21 protein-coding genes, 2 tRNA genes and 1 pseudogene are annotated in these 15,575 nt (G+C 61.7%); 17 read left to right on the top strand and 7 right to left on the bottom strand.

Annotation, left to right across the window (positions count from 1 at the left end):
* Positions 1-4 precede the first annotated feature (4 nt).
* The 13 genes and pseudogenes from AC07SZ_RS03900 to AC07SZ_RS03840 all read left to right on the top strand — a co-directional run bounded on the left by AC07SZ_RS03900 (position 5) and on the right by AC07SZ_RS03840 (position 5,737).
* On the top strand, positions 5-184 hold the full coding sequence (locus AC07SZ_RS03900; protein ID WP_494913295.1) for a hypothetical protein: 180 nt from the start codon (positions 5-7) through the stop codon (positions 182-184).
* Positions 181-576, top strand: a complete 396-nt coding sequence (locus AC07SZ_RS03895; protein ID WP_494913294.1) for a recombination protein NinB — start codon at positions 181-183, stop codon at positions 574-576. Before AC07SZ_RS03900 ends, AC07SZ_RS03895 begins: the two co-directional genes overlap by 4 nt.
* Positions 573-728 (top strand): hypothetical protein, encoded by a 156-nt coding sequence (locus AC07SZ_RS03890; protein WP_494913293.1) that lies wholly within the window; start codon positions 573-575, stop codon positions 726-728. Before AC07SZ_RS03895 ends, AC07SZ_RS03890 begins: the two co-directional genes overlap by 4 nt.
* Complete coding sequence (locus AC07SZ_RS03885) at positions 728-1,099, top strand: HNH endonuclease (RefSeq protein WP_494913291.1); 372 nt, start codon at positions 728-730, stop codon at positions 1,097-1,099. Before AC07SZ_RS03890 ends, AC07SZ_RS03885 begins: the two co-directional genes overlap by 1 nt.
* Positions 1,100-1,140: 41 nt before the next feature.
* Positions 1,141-1,512: a hypothetical protein gene (locus tag AC07SZ_RS03880; protein WP_494913289.1), complete on the top strand. Its 372-nt coding sequence runs from the start codon at positions 1,141-1,143 to the stop codon at positions 1,510-1,512.
* Positions 1,509-1,826: an XkdD/Y8K6 family phage-associated protein gene (locus tag AC07SZ_RS03875; protein ID WP_494913287.1), complete on the top strand. Its 318-nt coding sequence runs from the start codon at positions 1,509-1,511 to the stop codon at positions 1,824-1,826. The genes AC07SZ_RS03880 and AC07SZ_RS03875 overlap by 4 nt, the downstream gene beginning before the upstream one ends.
* Positions 1,823-2,647, top strand: a complete 825-nt coding sequence (locus AC07SZ_RS03870; protein WP_494913285.1) for a hypothetical protein — start codon at positions 1,823-1,825, stop codon at positions 2,645-2,647. The genes AC07SZ_RS03875 and AC07SZ_RS03870 overlap by 4 nt, the downstream gene beginning before the upstream one ends.
* Positions 2,644-3,288 (top strand): hypothetical protein, encoded by a 645-nt coding sequence (locus tag AC07SZ_RS03865; RefSeq protein ID WP_494913283.1) that lies wholly within the window; start codon positions 2,644-2,646, stop codon positions 3,286-3,288. The genes AC07SZ_RS03870 and AC07SZ_RS03865 overlap by 4 nt, the downstream gene beginning before the upstream one ends.
* Positions 3,285-3,686: a hypothetical protein gene (locus AC07SZ_RS03860; RefSeq protein WP_494913282.1), complete on the top strand. Its 402-nt coding sequence runs from the start codon at positions 3,285-3,287 to the stop codon at positions 3,684-3,686. The genes AC07SZ_RS03865 and AC07SZ_RS03860 overlap by 4 nt, the downstream gene beginning before the upstream one ends.
* A gap of 322 nt (positions 3,687-4,008) precedes the next feature.
* On the top strand, positions 4,009-4,284 hold the full coding sequence (locus AC07SZ_RS03855) for a hypothetical protein (RefSeq protein WP_494913280.1): 276 nt from the start codon (positions 4,009-4,011) through the stop codon (positions 4,282-4,284).
* The gene (locus AC07SZ_RS03850; RefSeq protein WP_494913279.1) at positions 4,281-4,604 is read left to right on the top strand and encodes an HNH endonuclease; all 324 of its coding nucleotides are present in this window, start codon (positions 4,281-4,283) and stop codon (positions 4,602-4,604) included. Before AC07SZ_RS03855 ends, AC07SZ_RS03850 begins: the two co-directional genes overlap by 4 nt.
* Positions 4,605-4,742: pseudogene (locus AC07SZ_RS03845) on the top strand (hypothetical protein); the annotation flags it as partial. It abuts the gene before it with no gap.
* 14 nt (positions 4,743-4,756) lie between these two features.
* Positions 4,757-5,737 (top strand): tyrosine-type recombinase/integrase, encoded by a 981-nt coding sequence (locus AC07SZ_RS03840; protein WP_494913277.1) that lies wholly within the window; start codon positions 4,757-4,759, stop codon positions 5,735-5,737.
* Positions 5,738-5,813: 76 nt separating this feature from the next.
* Here the strand turns inward: AC07SZ_RS03840 and AC07SZ_RS03835 are convergent.
* A tRNA-Val gene (locus tag AC07SZ_RS03835) sits at positions 5,814-5,889 on the bottom strand.
* A 216-nt stretch (positions 5,890-6,105) separates the two neighbouring features.
* Here AC07SZ_RS03835 and AC07SZ_RS03830 point away from each other — a divergent pair.
* Positions 6,106-6,182: transfer RNA gene (locus AC07SZ_RS03830), tRNA-Asp, on the top strand.
* Positions 6,183-6,870: 688 nt separating this feature from the next.
* Here the strand turns inward: AC07SZ_RS03830 and AC07SZ_RS03825 are convergent.
* The 5 genes from AC07SZ_RS03825 to AC07SZ_RS03805 form a co-directional block, all read right to left on the bottom strand.
* The gene (locus tag AC07SZ_RS03825) at positions 6,871-7,617 is read right to left on the bottom strand and encodes a GNAT family N-acetyltransferase (protein ID WP_494913275.1); all 747 of its coding nucleotides are present in this window, start codon (positions 7,615-7,617) and stop codon (positions 6,871-6,873) included.
* 14 nt (positions 7,618-7,631) lie between these two features.
* Positions 7,632-7,853 (bottom strand): exopolysaccharide production repressor protein, encoded by a 222-nt coding sequence (locus AC07SZ_RS03820; RefSeq protein WP_494913634.1) that lies wholly within the window; start codon positions 7,851-7,853, stop codon positions 7,632-7,634.
* A gap of 251 nt (positions 7,854-8,104) precedes the next feature.
* Complete coding sequence (gene rbsK / locus AC07SZ_RS03815; RefSeq protein WP_494913273.1) at positions 8,105-9,049, bottom strand: ribokinase; 945 nt, start codon at positions 9,047-9,049, stop codon at positions 8,105-8,107.
* Between the two features lie 4 nt (positions 9,050-9,053).
* On the bottom strand, positions 9,054-9,506 hold the full coding sequence (locus AC07SZ_RS03810) for an RbsD/FucU family protein (protein ID WP_172373993.1): 453 nt from the start codon (positions 9,504-9,506) through the stop codon (positions 9,054-9,056).
* A gap of 42 nt (positions 9,507-9,548) precedes the next feature.
* Positions 9,549-10,604, bottom strand: coding sequence for an ABC transporter ATP-binding protein (locus tag AC07SZ_RS03805; RefSeq protein ID WP_494913271.1), 1,056 nt, complete (start codon positions 10,602-10,604; stop codon positions 9,549-9,551).
* A gap of 288 nt (positions 10,605-10,892) precedes the next feature.
* On the opposite strand from AC07SZ_RS03805, the gene AC07SZ_RS03800 reads away from it, so the two are divergent.
* From AC07SZ_RS03800 to AC07SZ_RS03790, 3 genes are all read left to right on the top strand, one after another.
* Positions 10,893-12,560, top strand: coding sequence for an ABC transporter substrate-binding protein (locus tag AC07SZ_RS03800; protein ID WP_494913270.1), 1,668 nt, complete (start codon positions 10,893-10,895; stop codon positions 12,558-12,560).
* A 96-nt stretch (positions 12,561-12,656) separates the two neighbouring features.
* Positions 12,657-13,778, top strand: coding sequence for a carbohydrate ABC transporter permease (locus AC07SZ_RS03795; protein WP_172373995.1), 1,122 nt, complete (start codon positions 12,657-12,659; stop codon positions 13,776-13,778).
* 11 nt (positions 13,779-13,789) lie between these two features.
* Entirely contained in the window at positions 13,790-14,707 is a 918-nt protein-coding gene (locus AC07SZ_RS03790) for a carbohydrate ABC transporter permease (RefSeq protein WP_056562348.1), read from the top strand.
* 121 nt (positions 14,708-14,828) lie between these two features.
* Here AC07SZ_RS03790 and AC07SZ_RS03785 read toward each other — a convergent pair whose 3' ends face one another.
* Entirely contained in the window at positions 14,829-15,572 is a 744-nt protein-coding gene (locus AC07SZ_RS03785; protein WP_056562353.1) for a creatininase family protein, read from the bottom strand.
* Between the last annotated feature and the right edge of the window lie 3 nt (positions 15,573-15,575).

Genomic DNA, 15,575 nt, shown 5'->3' with positions numbered 1-15,575 from the left:
CCCGATGATCGAAGAGCAGGCACTTGAACATTTGTGGCGGGTCTATCGCGCCGCGCTTCAAGATCACGTTCAGAACGATACCGAGACGGCGCCAGAAACCGTGGCCGAATACCGCAAGCGCGCCGAGAAGCACGCCATCCGCGCCGTCGCGGCCGCCATCGTCAAAGCACAGGTGCCAGCATGAGCCAAACCATCATCCTGCACGGCAATTCTCAGCGGTCATTCGCAAAGCAGTTGATCGACCGCGCGCCGTCCGGCGCCGTGGTCACGGTCAGGGAAGCAACGCGCAATGCCGACCAGAATGCAAAGATGTGGGCCATGCTGTCCGACATCAGCCGCGCCAAGCCGGAAGGCCGCCTATGGACGCCCGAGACATGGAAGGCGGCTTTCATGCACACGCTCGGCCATCAGGTGCAGTTCTGCGAGGGGCTGGACAACTCCGGGCCATTCCCGCTCGGCTTTCGCTCATCGCGCCTCACCGTGCGCCAGATGGCCGACCTGATCACCGTCATTGACGAGTACGGCTCGAGGCATGGCGTTGCCTGGACCGAGCCAAGATTCGGAGAGGCGGCATGAACAAGCGCACCGCCCACCTCTCCGACATCAACGCCCGCCGCGAGTTCGAGAAGATGACCGCCATCCTTCGCCGGGAAGTCGTCAAGGCGAACCGTCGCCGCGTCAAGGCAGTCGGCCGGCACGTCGCCGCGGCTAAGCCGGGAGAGCGTTGATGGCTCGCCGCGAATTCAGCCGCAAGGTGCGCCAGGCCGCAATCACCCGCGCAGCCGGCAAGTGCGAGAAATGCAGTGCCGCGCTCAAGCGTGGCGAAGCCGAGGTTGACCACATCCTGCCCGATATCCTCGGCGGCGAACCGGTACTGGCCAACGCACAGGTGCTTTGCCGGGTCTGTCATGCCGTCAAATCGGCCGACGATCTCCGGCGCACCCGCAAGGCTGACCGCGCCCGCGACAAGGCCAGCGGCACCATCCGTCCCGCCGGCAAGATCCGATCGGCGCCCTTCGCCAAACCTGACAAACCACCCCGCCCATCAAGGCAGAGCTTGCCTCCCAAGCTTATCTACGCATCGAGGACAAGGATATGAAGCCGCAGCCGCATACGCCCTCCAAACAGAGGATGCCCGACATGACCAGCGTAGCCGAAGCAGAAATGGAACGAGCCCTCCGGGAAATCTTGTTCGCTCGTAAGCCTGGGCCAACTCCAAAGATGATTGAAGGCGCGCTCATTGAGCGAATCGAGCGGATCGCTCACGCAGCAATTGAGCGGTTTGGCGGCGGTGGCACAGGCTTACCCTCGGATGCATTGAACCTCGCCGAGGGTCTGTTCCCCGGCAAATTTTGGGTCTTTGGCAAGGGCCGGGTTCAAGCAGATGAGCCTCTGTATGGCTTCCGAGTGTTCGAGCCCGGCGAGGAGGACCCCATTGCAGAGGCTGAGAGCAACGACCCCGTCGAGTGCATTCGCCTCGCCCTCCGCTCAGCAGACAGGAGCACGCTGTGAACGAAGCTCCGAAGCATACCGAAGGTCCGTGGGAAGCTCGCACCTTCCTCGTCATGGGCGGCAAAAACTTGCGAGACCGCATTTGCCATGTTGGGACAAGCACCAGTCTTGGGCCGCCACGATCTGACGAGACCGAGGCCAACGCCCGCCTGATCGCCGCCGCGCCTGAAATGCTGGCGGCGCTCATAGCACAGGAAGCCGCTGACGAGGCCAATGAGGTGCGGCTCAACTACACCGAATGGCAGGCGCTTGAGGACAAGGCTAAGGCGCTCCGCATCGCTGCCATCGCCAAGGCAGAAGGACCCCGTTCATGACCCAGGATGCGAAGACGCTCGCCCCATGCCCATTTTGCGGGCGGGAACTGTACCGCAAGAAGGGCGCCTTAAACCCCGCCGCTTACTGCAAAACGGATGGCTGCTACGGCTCGAAAATGCCGGTCGTCAATTTAGACGTACCCGAGGATGTTGAAGCATGGAACCGCCGCGCCCTTCGAGATGGTGAGGCGACAGAGGGCGCGCCGATAGCTTGGCTGCGCGTGGAAAAGCCAATCGCTGACAAGGTTTCTCCGAGGCGAGAAGTATCATTGGACCCGGAAGTCGCCGAGATGTGGCGGCTGTCTGAATACACCGAAAGCCTCACGCCCCTCTTCGCCGCCCTTACCAGGAACGCAGAGCCGGTGGCGGCTGTCATCCGATCGTGCATTATGGGAGCCGCCAAGCTTCATACGCATGACCATGCGCTGGCCCTGAAAATCACAGACACAGCGATCGCCGCCATCGCTTCCGCCACTCCACCCGTAGCGCAAACGGGCAATGGCGGTATTGAGGCCGTCAACGAAGGAGCGCGCGTTTTTGAAGACGAACTTCGCCGCGCGCTTATCGCGCTCTCCGCCCTCGACCGCACCACTCTTCCCCCTACAGAGGGCTGGCGGCCGACGCACAAGCATGTGAAGCGCGGCTCTGCCTATCAGGTCATCGCTACAGATGCGCGGCTCCAGTGTGCGCGTACGCTCCGAGACAATGAGGTTGTCGTTATCTATCGTGGCGCGGACGGCCAACATTGGGTGCGCGCGGACTACGAATTCAATGACGGTCGCTTTGAAGCCCTCGCCGCCCCGCAAGGAAAGCGGACATGAGGCTGACAGAAGCACACAAACACCCAATGCGGATCGCGGCATCGGACCCGACCGGCAGCATCGAATACCTGGGCGCGCCGGGCTCGAGGATGGTCAACTGGGTTCGCCTGATGAATAACCTCGTTGAGCGTGGCTATTTCAAGCACGTCCATGGCCGATACGAGATCACACCAGCCGGCCGTCTCGCCCTTACCAGGAACGCAGAGCCGGTGGCGGCGATCAGGCCGCTGGAGTGGGTCGAGCTTGCTGCCGATAGATGGCGAGCCAGCACAGTAATCGGCGAGTATCGGGTTTCAGCCTCGCAGGCTTGGCTTGGCTCGTTCCATGTAACTTTTGGCGGCAACCCTGTTGGCGCCGATATGGCCAAGAGCAAGGCCGATGGTTTTGCAGCCGCGCAAAGTCATTTTGACGCCACCATACGCGCCGCCCTTTCCGCCACTCCAGCACCAACGGGGACGGTGGAAGACCCGTTCGAGATTTGCGCGAAGGTTGCCGAAGGGCATGCCGATCTTGTCGAGGAGATGCGCGGCATCTATCCGGGTGACCCGCATGGTGCGCTTGGCCGCGATGCAAACAAGATGCGGAAGCTGGCAAAGGCTATTCGTGCGCTGCGCCCAGCCATAGAGGGAGACGCAGCATGACCAACGAAAAGGATGTGCTTCGGCTAGCGCTGGACTTTATCGAGTACACGCGATTGCCAGACCCGTACGACTGCCATCCGAACGACAGGTTGGACGCCGAAGAGCGCATCGAGCTAAAGCCGGTGGTCCTAGCTGGCATCCGCGCCGCGCTCTCCGACCTCGACCGCACCACCCTTCCCCCTACAGAGGGCTGGCAACCGATAGACAGCGCGCCGAAGGATAGCCATGCGCGGTTGGTGTGGTGCCCTGAGAACAGGTGCATCTACTGCGTCAGCTGGAGCGAAGACGGCTGGCAGATATTCGGCGGTGGCTGGCGCAATGTAATTCAGGGCGCAACCCATTGGCGCGAGTTGCCTGCTCCGCCTCTCGCCGCCGCCCCGCAAGGAAAGCGGACATGAGGCTGACAGAAGCGCTCCGGAAACCTCTGTGCTGGCTGTCCTTGTGCCAGACCTTTACGGCACAGTCTGACGATACGGGATGCTGGGGAGAATGTACCATCTGCGGGAACCGTGTCGGCTTTGTGGATAGACCCACGCTCCGTGCCTTCGCGGACGCAGAATACCTTCGGGAAAAGGCGCGGCGCGCGATAGCTGCCGGCTTTGACGGCTATTGCACCGACTGCGAGAACTCGACGCGCCTCCACAATGGCCGCTGCGGCTGCGGTTCTGGCCGCGCGGTCATCGACGGCCGTCTCGCCCTAACCTCCGGGAGCAAGCCAGAATGAGCGCGCCAGAACTCGTTGACGCTCCCGCCGACATTGACCAGATCGCAACGCGGATCGCCGGCCAATACCTCGATGCTCCGATCTCGTGCTCAAACCTATATCGCGCGGTTGCCGATGCACTTATGTCAGAACGCGCCTCCTCCCAAGAGGAGATAGCCCGTCTGCGGAAGGCGCTGGAGGCGATCCGCGATGGATACGGCCCCGACCACTTGAGCAAGTACGCTCGCGATGTAGCCGCCCGCGCTCTCGCCTCCAAGGCAGGTACAGCATGAGCCGGCGTATGCGGAAGCCTTCAGCAGCCGTTCGCGGGCGCTTAGAGACAGCGAAGTCTCAGGACTGGCGGCGAAAGCGCTTCAAGAAGCAGGAGGGTCTGTGCGCCTATTGCAGCGCTCCAATGGTCTTGGAGCCAGCAAATTCTAGGAGAGCAGCGACACTCGACCATGTAATACCTCGGTCGCGCGGCGGTGAGCACCACTGGGAAAATGTAGTCTGCGCCTGCCGGACATGCAACCACGAAAAGGGCGATCAGACCGGTGATGAATTCTTGGGGCGCGCCGCCTCCCAACCAGTGCCAGAGCATGGGGGCGAGTAGATGAGCCAGACTTATACACCGAAAACTCTCGCAGACCGCTGGGAATGCTCGGAAAGCCATGTGCGCAATCTGATATCGTCCGGCCAGTTGCGGTCATTCCGGCTTGGCGGCAAGCTGCTTCGCATCCGGGCGGGCGACGTGGAGGACTATGAATGTCAGACTGGCGCATCACAAGGCTCAACGGCGAATACTGCCTCACATGGGACGAGGGAGACATCCGCCGCCGTTATCGACTTGGGACAGATGACCCGAAGGAGGCGGCCCGCCGCGCCCCGGCTCGATACGCGGAGCTGACGCGCCCCAAGGGGTCGACCGTTAAAGACCTGTGGGCGAGCTATTGCCTCGACAAGGCTGGTAGATCGGTTGTCACCACCATGGGGTACACATGGAAGGCTCTGGAACCTTTCTTCGGGGAGATTGAGGGCGAAGCCGTGTCGGTCGCCGAATGCCGCGCCTACACCGAAGCCAGGCGCAAGGCAGGGAAGAAGGAAGGTTCGATCCACACCGAATTGGGCCATCTCCGCTCGGTGCTTGTATGGGCTCAGAAGCAGCGGTTGATCGCGCATGCGCCGCACATAGAGCGCCCTGTGAAGCCTGACCCGAAGGAAGGCTATTTGACCCGGCCCGAGGTCGCGAAGCTCATGGAGGCCGCCAACTCGCCTCATGTGAAGCTGGCCATCCAGCTTATGATCGCGACGGGCGCCCGCGTCGGCGCGGCGCTGCAATTGACCTGGGATCGCGTGGACTTCACCCGCCGCATGATCCAGTTGACCAATCCCTTCGATAAGACACACCGGAAGCGCCGCGCCACGGTCCCGATCAATGACAGCCTGCTTGCCGCGCTGAAGGAGGCCAACGATGGTGCCCTGACACCCTTCGTCATCGAATGGGCTGGCGGGTCCGTCCTCTCGATCAAGAAGGGCATCAAGACCGCTGGGGGGAAAATCGGCCGGCCGGATGCCTCGCCCCACATGCTGCGCCATTCGGCTGCGGTGTGGCTGGTCGAGGACGGACATTCGATGGAAGAGGTGGCGCAGTTCCTTGGGCACTCGAATACGGCAATGACCTACCGTGTTTATGCCCGGTACAGCCCCACATATTTGCGCAGACTCGCGTCGTCGCTGGAGGTCTGAGGTTCGGCGAACTTGCGGAGAACTTCGCAATTCGGTTGGAAAATGAAAAGAAATATAGTAGTATCAACGAGTTGGATGGTGGGCGATGACGGACTCGAACCGCCGACATCTTCGGTGTAAACGAAGCGCTCTACCAACTGAGCTAATCGCCCGCTCCGGCGGGACCTTTAAGCGGTCGGGACCGGGTTCGCAAGGCCAAATGAACAGCCGACGTCCTGTTCGCACGCCGGATTTGTCCACAGAATGGCGGCTGTCAAAAAACCTTCTCCAGTTTGTGTTTATGATGGTTTGGTGCGCTTGACACCCGGGGGCGAACCCCTTATCCACCGCCCCAACGACGAACACGGCTGACACGTGCTCGTCAATGCGCGGGTGTAGCTCAGTTGGTTAGAGTGCCGGCCTGTCACGCCGGAGGTCGCGGGTTCGAGCCCCGTCACTCGCGCCAAGTCTTTTCAAGGACTTGGCCTTTGTCGCGCATAAGAAGTTTCAGCTTTTCCACCGCCGGGCGTCCTGCGTTAGAGCCGGGGCTGAAGGTTCGAAGGCGGCGGGTTGAAGCCTTGTCCAGAGGCTATCCCCCAGTTCGAAAAACTCCCGTCGTGCCGGACAAGTATTGGGCTGATGGCGTGGACTCCATACCATCCTTCCAGGATGCCCAGCGTCATCCCCTAAATTGCAGACATTTACATTAGCAATCTCTCAACTAAGTGGGGCGACCATACTCCATGTTGGGTCGACAGTTGGGTGTTGCGATGCAAAGTGACTTTGCAGCGGCGCGCGAGCTGCTCGAATGCGCGCAAAACCGCCTATCAGGAAACGACGAAACGAGCCGGAGTGTCCGCGCGAAGCTCGATGTCCTGATTGAAGAGATCGCAGCCGCGGAATTTCAGAAGGCGCCCCTGACGATCGTTCCATTTCCGCGAACGCGACCGCCGCGGTAGTCGGGAGCCCAAAGCTTCCTTTCAAGGGGTGGCCGCCGCCAGGAGGCTGGCGGCACCTCATCACAGCGCGAAAAAGACCTGCCGAAGCGTGGCCGATTGGCCTACTCTGAACTCGGCGGATGCGCGTAGATTACAATGGCTTTCATTTGCTTCGGGCCTCGAGGCCGCGCGGACATTATCGGACCGCCACGATCTTCATACCCGCACCCTGACCTGCTCCAAGGATTGCACCTGGCGTCCATCGACAAAATTGTCAGGATGTAGCCAAATCAAGAAGGCGGCGTTGGCAGCCACCCAATCCCGGGCCAGCAGGGAATACATGCAGATGTCGCATGGGCGCCCTTTCAAGGTGAGGCCTTCGCGCAATATGCCCTCGAAGACGAAACCCAGCCGATCGGCTGCTCGCCTGGATTTCGCATTGGCCGTCGTGCAGGTCCATTCCAAGCGGCGATAACCCAGATCGTCGAAGACGTGCCGCATGATGAGGAACAGCGACTCGCTGGCCGCGACAGTCCTTTGTAGAACCGGTGCGAAGAGGATATAGCCGAGTTCGATCACCCTGTGTGCCGGCCTTGCCTCCATCAGGCAAAGCCAGCCAACAGGCCCTGCGGCGGTTCTTAGTGTCAGAAATACGCGCGATTGGTCGCCAAGCAGGTCGCCGACATGCGCGCGGAAAGACTCGACCCCGTCGAACGGCCCCACTTTCATATCGGCCCAGATCTCGTCGCGTTCGCCGGCGTGGGTTAGCCGGAAGATATCGTCGGCATCTTCGCGACAGAGCGGAACCAGACTTATATGATCTCCGGTCAAGGTTACTGGCCGGGGAACGCTCGCACTGCCGGCTGCTTTCGACAGTTCCTTCCATCTCTCTTGCTCAGCCATGCTCCCGTCACCGCTGATTGGCGCCCCGGGGGAGCGAATCTGGTCCGGACGGTACCCCAATGGGGCATTCTGCCTCAACCTTTTCGGAAAGGCCAGAATGAGAGGGGGCTTGCGGGGTCAACAGCCGACCGTGCGTCCGAGGTTTTCTCTGGTCGCCTGGAAACCAAGCGAATGACCAGGCAGACGTAGCCAACCTGCAAGACAACCAGCGTCAGCACCGCCCAACCAAGGGACGCCCAGATCGACCCGGACTCGAAGTAAACCCAGATCGAAATGCCGATTGTCGTTGCAAGCATTCCGACCAGAAATTGCGGAAAGTACATCTTGATTGCCCCGTCCACCCCCAACCTTTCGGTTCGAGATATCCATGTGCCCCGCATCTTTTATTTAAGTTGCCACTAAATTAGTAATTACGCAATTTCTTAATCATGAACTTGCGGCGGTTGTGGCTGGCATCATGAGCAGCGCGAGCAGATGGTGTTGACCGGCGCTTCTCTCGCGCACGGCCGCCGGCATCAACAACAACAGCCGATCGGCGAAACCGATTCTAGTTTTGGTCCAGCAGCGCCTCGACCTCGCGCAGTGTCGGCATCGACGGCGCCGTGCCCGGTCGCGTCACCGAAATGCCGGCGACCGCGCAGGCAAAGCGCACCGCTTGCAGCGGCTCCACGCCTCGCGAAAGCGCGGCGGCGAAGCCGCCGTTGAAAGCATCTCCGGCTCCCGTGGTTTCGACCACCGGCCCGGCGCTGATGGCGGGGACATGCTCGGAGCGGTCCCTGGTGTGCAGTAGAGCGCCCTTGTCACCGAGTGTGACGATGACGGCGCCGACGCCCTTTTCGAGCAGCTTGCCGGCGGCGACCCGGGCGTCATCGACCGAGGAGACTTTCAGCCCCGTCAATTCCTCCGTCTCGGTCTCGTTCGGCGTGAGATAGTCGCAGAGCGTGTAGATGCGGTCGGGAAGCTTGGCAGCGGGAGCGGGGTTGAGGATGGTCGTCACCCCTGCCCCGCGCGCGATCTCCAGGGCCCTCAGCGCCGCGTCGATCGGCTGTTCGAGCTGCGTGACAAAGACGCCGGCCCCGCCGATCAGGTCGGCATTGGCCTCGATATCGGCCGACGAGATCAGCATGGCCGCACCAGGGCTGACGATGATGGCGTTGTTGCCGCTTCCCTCCTCGACGAAGATGTAGGCGGCGCCGGTGTAGCTATCCGGCGTATCGATGACGGCGCTTTTCACGCCGGCATCCCTCCAGGTCCGCCTGGCCATGTCGGCGAAGGCATCGACGCCAAGCCGGGTCAGGAAGGTGGTGTCGGCACCGAGCTTGCCGGCGGCCACCGCCTGGTTCGAACCCTTGCCGCCCGGCCCGAGCTTGAACGAACTGCCGAGGATCGTTTCGCCCATGCGCGGCTGGCGGTCGGCGCGATAGGCGGTATCGGCGACGAAGACGCCCAGGATGACGACAGGTTTCATGACGACAGGCTTGCCCAAAGCCATGCTGCTACGCCGCGTCCGGCGGCACGACGCCCTTGCGGAAGGCGAAGCAGCCGTAGAAGCGGCGCTCGCCGGTCTGGATGACACAATAGGCCCGCTTGGCGCGCTCATAGAATGCGTAACGCTCGACCGGGAGCATCGGCCAGGACTTGCCCTCGGCCGCGTCGACTTCCTTTTGCACTTCCTTCTGCACGGGCGGAATCTCGTCCGGCTTGCCGACGATCTCCATGCGCGCCGCGGAGTCGTCGACGAACGTATCCAGCGGGTAGAGCGACAGCACCGCCTTCACCACTTCCGCCGCCGGGGCATCGATGCGCAACAGCCGTCCGAGCGCCGTCTGGCGCGCCACCGAATCGGACGGGAAATTGGTGTCGGCGATTATCAGGTCGTCGCCATGTCCCATCGCCCGCAATGCCTGCAGCACGTCGGCATTGAGCAACGGATGGATCCCTTTGAGCATGATGGTCCTCGTGAAGTCCGTTTGAGATCAGAGACGCTGAGATCAGAGACGCTGGCCGGTCTCGGCGTCGAACAGGTGGATATGGTCGAGCCTTGGCCGGAGTTTGAGCGTATCGCCGGGCTTGAAGTCGTGGCGTTCGCGAAACAATGCCACCATCTCGCCGTCGCCAAAGCGCAGGAAGACCAGCGTTTCGGACCCGGTCGGCTCGACCACCGAAATCTTCGCCGGCACGCCATCGGGATGGATCTCGATATGCTCGGGGCGCACGCCATAGACGACAGCCTGTCCGTCCTGCGCGGCATTGTCGCCAATCAGGAACAATGTGCCTGATATGTCGACGCCCGGCTTGTCGCCCTTGCGCAAAACACCCTTGAGCAAGTTCATCGAAGGTGAGCCGATGAAACCGGCGACGAACAAATTGGCCGGCCGGTCGAACAGCTCCAGTGGCGCGCCGACCTGCTCGATGCGGCCGTCGCGCATGACGACGATCTTGTCGGCCATCGTCATCGCCTCGATCTGGTCGTGGGTGACGTAGATGGTGGTTGTTTTCAGCCGCTGGTGGAGTTCCTTGATCTCGGTGCGCATCTGCACGCGCAGCTTGGCATCGAGGTTCGAGAGCGGCTCGTCGAAGAGGAACACCTGCGGATTGCGCACGATGGCACGCCCCATCGCCACGCGTTGGCGCTGGCCGCCCGAGAGCTGCCGGGGATAGCGTTTGAGGTAGGGATTGAGATCAAGGATGTCGGCGGCGCGCTTGACTCGCTCGGCGACCACCGCCGGATCGGTTTTCCGCAGCTTGAGGGCAAAGGCCATGTTCTGCTCGACCGTTTTGTGCGGATAGAGCGCATAGTTCTGGAACACCATGGCGATGTCGCGTTTTGCCGGCGGCAAATGATTGACGACACGGTCGCCGATGGCGATCGTGCCACCGGAAACGGTCTCCAGCCCGGCCACCATTCTGAGCAGCGTGGACTTGCCGCAACCTGAAGGACCGACCAGCACGACGAACTGTCCGTCAGCGATGTCGACGCTAACTTCGTGCAGAACCTTGACGGTTCCAAACGCCTTGGCCACCTTGCTGATCGTGACTTGAGCCATGTCTCCCCCATCGGCTCCACTGGCCGTAGGCGCAGAAGCTAACCAACACGACCTGCCAGGGCAAGTCGGTCTCTTATAGATAAAAACCTGTTCTCGTTGACACGGCGTTTGGTTGTGAGAATAGTGGCGGGTGCTGGTCCAAATGTCGGTAACGATCCGAAATCGGAACTTCAATCGACGCAGGGTGGGGTCCTGCCTAATTCGTTGTCCAGCCGGGAGCACAATCGTGCTCCAGCATCCGACAGGTGGCCACATCCATTCATACTGATATTCTGGGAGGAATAGTCGATGAGAACAGGTCTTTACGATAAATTGGTCCGAGCCGGCGCCACAAGGCGCGACGTATTGAAGGGCGCGGCCAGCATGGCCGCGATCGCGGCGGCATCCGGTGCCGGGCTCGGCGCGCTGACGCGCCCGGCTTCCGCTGCAAGCGAGCTTCGCTCGAAGATCCTGCAGATTCCCGGCGTTGGCAAAGGCCAGCCGACCGATGCCGATTTCCAGAAGGTCGGGGAGCTCTGCCTCGACGCGACCAAGGCCAATGTCAAGGAAGGCGAATTCGCCGGCGTTGAACTGACCTTCATGGGCCTCAACAACCAGAACCTGCACAATGTGCTGTTCCGCGGCTTTCTGAAACCATGGGAGGCCTATACCGGCGCCAAGATCAGCTGGATCGACCTGGCGCAGGCCGACTACAACGCCCGCCTGCAACAGTCGATCGCCACCGGCACCGTCGACTTCGACATTATTGAGATGGGCGCCCCCTTCGAAGGCGACGTCTGCGGCAAGGGCCTGACCTCGGAAATGCCCGACTGGGTCAAGAAGCAGATCGATTTCGACGATCTGGTCAATTATCTGAAGCCGCCGGTCGGCACCTGGGATGGCAAGCAGTATCGCGTGACCATCGACGGCGACACGCACAATTTCAACTACCGCACCGACGTGTTCGCCGATGCCGACCTCGCCAAGCAGTGGAAGGACGGCGGCGGTGAAGGCGAATGGGGCGTGCCGAAGACCTGGCAGCAAGTGCAGGCCGTGACCAAGTTCCTCAAGGGCAAGAAATTCAAGGGCCAGGACGTGTACGGCTATCTCGATGCGCCCAAGCCCTGGGGCGGTTTCGGCTTTTACTTCCTCGGCAGCCGCGCCACCGCCTATGCCAAGCATCCCGACGACAAGGCCTGGCTGTTCGACGCCGACACGATGAAGCCGCGCGTCAACAATCCGGCCTGGGTGCGCGCCATCCAGGACGTGATCGACGCGCTGCCCTCCGAACCGGCCGACCAGATCAACGCCGATCCGAACACCACCGCCTTCCAGCAGTTCCTGGCCGGCACCGGCTCGATGATCCCCTGGTGGGGCGACGTCGGCTCGAACGTCAAGACCAATGATTCCTCTGTGATCGGCGACGTCACAGGCTTCTCGATCCTGCCGGGTTCGGATGACGTCTACAACTCCAAGACCGGCAAATGGGAAAAGCTCGCCAGCGGCCCGAACTACTCGCCGAACTGCGCCTATCTCGGCTGGGGCGTCTACGTGATGGCCCGAGTCGACAGCGACGAGAAAAAGAAGAAAGCGGCATGGTCCGCCGCCGCCCATCTCGGCGGCAAGGACCTGTCTATCTGGACGGCGATGTATCCGTCCGGCTTCCAGCCCTACCGCAATTCCCATTTCGACATTCCGGAATGGGTGGCGGCCGGCTACGACGAGGCCTTCATCACCTCGTACCTCAAGTCGGAAGGCGACAGCTACAACCATCCGAACGCGGCGATCGAGCCACGCATCCCCGGCATCTTCCAGTATTATTCCGCCGCCGAGGACATTCTGGCCAACACCTTCGCCGGCAAGATGAAGGCGCAGGAAGGCGCCGACGCTATTGCCGCGGCCTGGGAAAAGCTGACCGACCAGATCGGCCGCGAAAAGCAGATCAAGCTCTACAAGGCCTCGCTCGGCATGGCCTGATCAGAGCCTGAACCTGGGTCCGGCGACGAGAGCCGCCGGACCCTGTCTTGACCGGCACGCCGGTCGCGAAGTGCCTTCTGCAACCGGACGAGACGCGTGGCTGACCAGATTTTGCCCACCAATGATTGGCCGGCAAACGCCGTCCCATCCGACCTGATCCCGCCAGGCCGCAAACGCCTTGGCTGGGCGCTGATGGCGTTGGCCACGTTCGGCCTCCTGGCAACGATCCTGGCACAGATCCTCTACAAGAGCGAAGTCGACACGATCGGTTTCGAGACCTGGCGACCGGTCGTGTATGCCTATGTGCTGTGGGGCGTGGCGCTCGGCATCGGCCAGGTGCTGACGCGCGGCGAGGACGGGCAGCGCGCGCTGTTCCTGTTGCCGGCGCTACTGTTCACCATCGCCATGGTGATCTTTCCGACGCTGTTCGGCTTCTACATCGCGCTCACCGACTGGAACCTTTCCTCCTTCAGTGGCCGCAGGTTCAACGGGCTCGCCAATTTCTGGCAGATGCTTGGCGATCCCTACTACCGCAATGCACTGTTCAACATGGTGCTCTATGTCCTGGCGGTGCTGGTTGAATATGTTATCGCCTTCGGCCTGGCGCTGTTGCTCAACGCACAGATCAGGGCGCGAAAATTCTTCCGCGTCGTGTTCCTGATGCCGCTGATGCTGTCGCCGGTCGCGGTATCGTGGATGATTGGCAAATCGCTGATGGAATACCGGTTCGGGCCGGCGGCGACGCTGGCGCGCCATCTCGGCTGGGATAATCCCGCCTTCTTCTCCGATCCGATCACAGCGCGCATCTCAATCATGCTGCTCGACGCTTGGACCTTCATTCCCTTCATGATGATCATGCTGCTGGCCGGCCTGCAGGCCATGTCGCGCGAGGTGCTGGAGGCGGCGCGCGTCGACGGCGCGACCGCATGGCAGACCTTCTGGCAGGTCACCTTCCCGCTCATGCTGCCGGTTTCGGTGACGGCGGTGATCCTGCGCATCATCTTCAAGCTGAAGCTTGCGGACATCATCATCACGGTAACATCAGGCGGCCCGGGCGGCGCGACCGATTCCGTATCGAGCTTCATCTACCGCGAATACCGCGACCGTTCGAATGTCGGTTACGGCACCATGCTGGCAATGGCCTATCTCGTCATCATCGTCGTGTTCGTGACCTGGCTGCTGAAGCTCGCCAACCGCTTCGTGCGCAACGTCAACTGAGTGGCCAGATCATGAGCGTTCAGACCACCGACTATACCGTCTCCGAAATCCGCTCTCCGGCGAGCTTCATCACCAGCCGCGTCTTCATCTACGGGGCGCTTGTCTTCTGGGCCTTCATTTGCCTGTTCCCGATCTACTGGACGATAACGACCTCGTTCAAATCGGCGGTCGACGTCACGCAAGGCCATCTCATCCCCTTCGTCGACTTCTGGCCGGACTGGAAAGGCTGGCGATCGCTCGGCCTATCGCCGGATTCGATCTTCCAGACCTCCACGGTGCGCGATGAGTTCTTCAAGCGCTTCATGAACTCGGTCATCACCTCGGTCGGCGCATCGAGCCTCGCCATCGTCATCGGCAGCCTGGCCGCCTACGGCCTTACGCGCTATCGCTACAAGTTCGCCTGGTTCAGGAACGAGGACATCTCCTTCTTCTTCCTGTCGCAGCTGATCCTGCCGCCCGTGGTGCTCGCCCTGCCCTTCCTGGTGCTCTACCGGGAAGTCGGCCTGCTCGACACGCGCGTCGGGCTGATCCTGCTCTACACGCTGATGGTGCTGCCGATCGTCATCTGGATCATGCGCGACCAGTTCAACTCCATCCCGGTCGAACTGGAGGAAGCGGCCCTCGTCGATGGCCTGTCGATCTGGGGCGCGTTTTTCCGCATCGTCATGCCGATCGCGCTGCCTGGCATGGTCGCCGCCTTCATCCTGGCGATGGTGCTATGCTGGAACGAGTATTTCTTCGCCGCCCTTTTGACTTCGACCGATGCCAAGACCATTCCGGTCATGGTGGCAAGCCAGACCGGCTCGCAAGGCATCAACTGGTGGTCGATGGCAGCTCTTGCCACCGCGGCCATAGCGCCCCTCGCCGTCATCGGCATCGCGCTGGAGCGCTATCTGATCATGGGCATGACCGCGGGAGCGGTGAAATAGGCCTCACTGGTTCGCGCGCAACATTCGCGTTGGCCACAAGGCCACGACCGCTACGGCAAGGATGTCATGCCGATCGCCCGGCAGGGTCGGACTTACGGGCGGGCGGGCTGAAACACCGCGGTCAAGTCTTCAGAATGGACCGCAGGTGATCCATGATCATGGCAACGCCTGTTTGCCCAAGTTCCGCCGATGCGTCCTTGGCACCAGCCGTATACCAGCCGGTATTGTCGGCGAAGCGGGCGGCATCGACAGCGTCGGGGCATAGCGCCAGCATCAGCGATGTCTCGCCAATGCCGGCATGGTCGAACGGGTACTTGCCGTTCATGGCGGCCGGCATCAACGGATGCACCTGCACCCAGTTGAAGAAGTTTTCCCCCTCGGCATGTCCGGCATAATAGTCGGCCATCGTCTCGGAACCCCACCAGCCCTCGCCGCGCTGCTTCTCCAGAAAACGGAAGATCGCCTGACGGCCGGCGGTCTTGAAGGCCAGATCGGTCGGCATGCCGGCGGCAAAGTTCTCGGTCTGGTGATGGACGATGGCGTGGATGTTGCGGAAGCCGATGCGCAGCAGGCTGTAGAACAGCTCCTCGCCGAATGGGGCCAGTTGATTGCCGCCGACCTGCACCGAACCAGTGCCTTCCGGCGGTGCCACCGCGTAACTCGCCGCGCCGTAGTAGAAGGGCGGCAGGATGACGATGTCCCTCTCCTGCTCGAACAGCTCCAGCGTCTTGATGACGGCCAGCGTGTCCATGCCGACGGCCATGTGCTCGCCATGGTATTCGAGCACGCCAAGCGGCAGCGCGACCGGCCAATTCTGCGCGATCGCCTTGCGGATCTGGTGCGGCAGCATCAGTTCATAACGCATGGT

Source organism: Mesorhizobium sp. GW821-FHT07A06 (assembly GCF_059419085.1).
The sequence above is the reverse complement of the archived record's forward strand: the minus strand, read 5'-3'. Positions and strand labels throughout refer to the sequence as shown.

What these genes read in the sequence shown, in the direction of transcription:
- AC07SZ_RS03855 (WP_494913280.1), top strand. Translation starts at nt 4,009, where the DNA reads ATGAGCGCGCCAGAACTCGTTGACGCTCCCGCCGACATTGACCAGATC.
- AC07SZ_RS03870 (WP_494913285.1), top strand. Translation starts at nt 1,823, where the DNA reads ATGACCCAGGATGCGAAGACGCTCGCCCCATGCCCATTTTGCGGGCGG.
- AC07SZ_RS03805 (WP_494913271.1), bottom strand. Translation starts at nt 10,604, where the DNA reads ATGGCTCAAGTCACGATCAGCAAGGTGGCCAAGGCGTTTGGAACCGTC.
- AC07SZ_RS03860 (WP_494913282.1), top strand. Translation starts at nt 3,285, where the DNA reads ATGACCAACGAAAAGGATGTGCTTCGGCTAGCGCTGGACTTTATCGAG.
- AC07SZ_RS03785 (WP_056562353.1), bottom strand. Translation starts at nt 15,572, where the DNA reads ATGCGTTATGAACTGATGCTGCCGCACCAGATCCGCAAGGCGATCGCG.
- AC07SZ_RS03900 (WP_494913295.1), top strand. Translation starts at nt 5, where the DNA reads ATGATCGAAGAGCAGGCACTTGAACATTTGTGGCGGGTCTATCGCGCC.
- AC07SZ_RS03890 (WP_494913293.1), top strand. Translation starts at nt 573, where the DNA reads ATGAACAAGCGCACCGCCCACCTCTCCGACATCAACGCCCGCCGCGAG.
- AC07SZ_RS03880 (WP_494913289.1), top strand. Translation starts at nt 1,141, where the DNA reads ATGACCAGCGTAGCCGAAGCAGAAATGGAACGAGCCCTCCGGGAAATC.
- AC07SZ_RS03840 (WP_494913277.1), top strand. Translation starts at nt 4,757, where the DNA reads ATGTCAGACTGGCGCATCACAAGGCTCAACGGCGAATACTGCCTCACA.
- AC07SZ_RS03895 (WP_494913294.1), top strand. Translation starts at nt 181, where the DNA reads ATGAGCCAAACCATCATCCTGCACGGCAATTCTCAGCGGTCATTCGCA.
- AC07SZ_RS03885 (WP_494913291.1), top strand. Translation starts at nt 728, where the DNA reads ATGGCTCGCCGCGAATTCAGCCGCAAGGTGCGCCAGGCCGCAATCACC.
- AC07SZ_RS03850 (WP_494913279.1), top strand. Translation starts at nt 4,281, where the DNA reads ATGAGCCGGCGTATGCGGAAGCCTTCAGCAGCCGTTCGCGGGCGCTTA.
- AC07SZ_RS03800 (WP_494913270.1), top strand. Translation starts at nt 10,893, where the DNA reads ATGAGAACAGGTCTTTACGATAAATTGGTCCGAGCCGGCGCCACAAGG.
- AC07SZ_RS03810 (WP_172373993.1), bottom strand. Translation starts at nt 9,506, where the DNA reads ATGCTCAAAGGGATCCATCCGTTGCTCAATGCCGACGTGCTGCAGGCA.
- rbsK (WP_494913273.1), bottom strand. Translation starts at nt 9,049, where the DNA reads ATGGCTTTGGGCAAGCCTGTCGTCATGAAACCTGTCGTCATCCTGGGC.
- AC07SZ_RS03790 (WP_056562348.1), top strand. Translation starts at nt 13,790, where the DNA reads ATGAGCGTTCAGACCACCGACTATACCGTCTCCGAAATCCGCTCTCCG.
- AC07SZ_RS03820 (WP_494913634.1), bottom strand. Translation starts at nt 7,853, where the DNA reads ATGCTTGCAACGACAATCGGCATTTCGATCTGGGTTTACTTCGAGTCC.
- AC07SZ_RS03865 (WP_494913283.1), top strand. Translation starts at nt 2,644, where the DNA reads ATGAGGCTGACAGAAGCACACAAACACCCAATGCGGATCGCGGCATCG.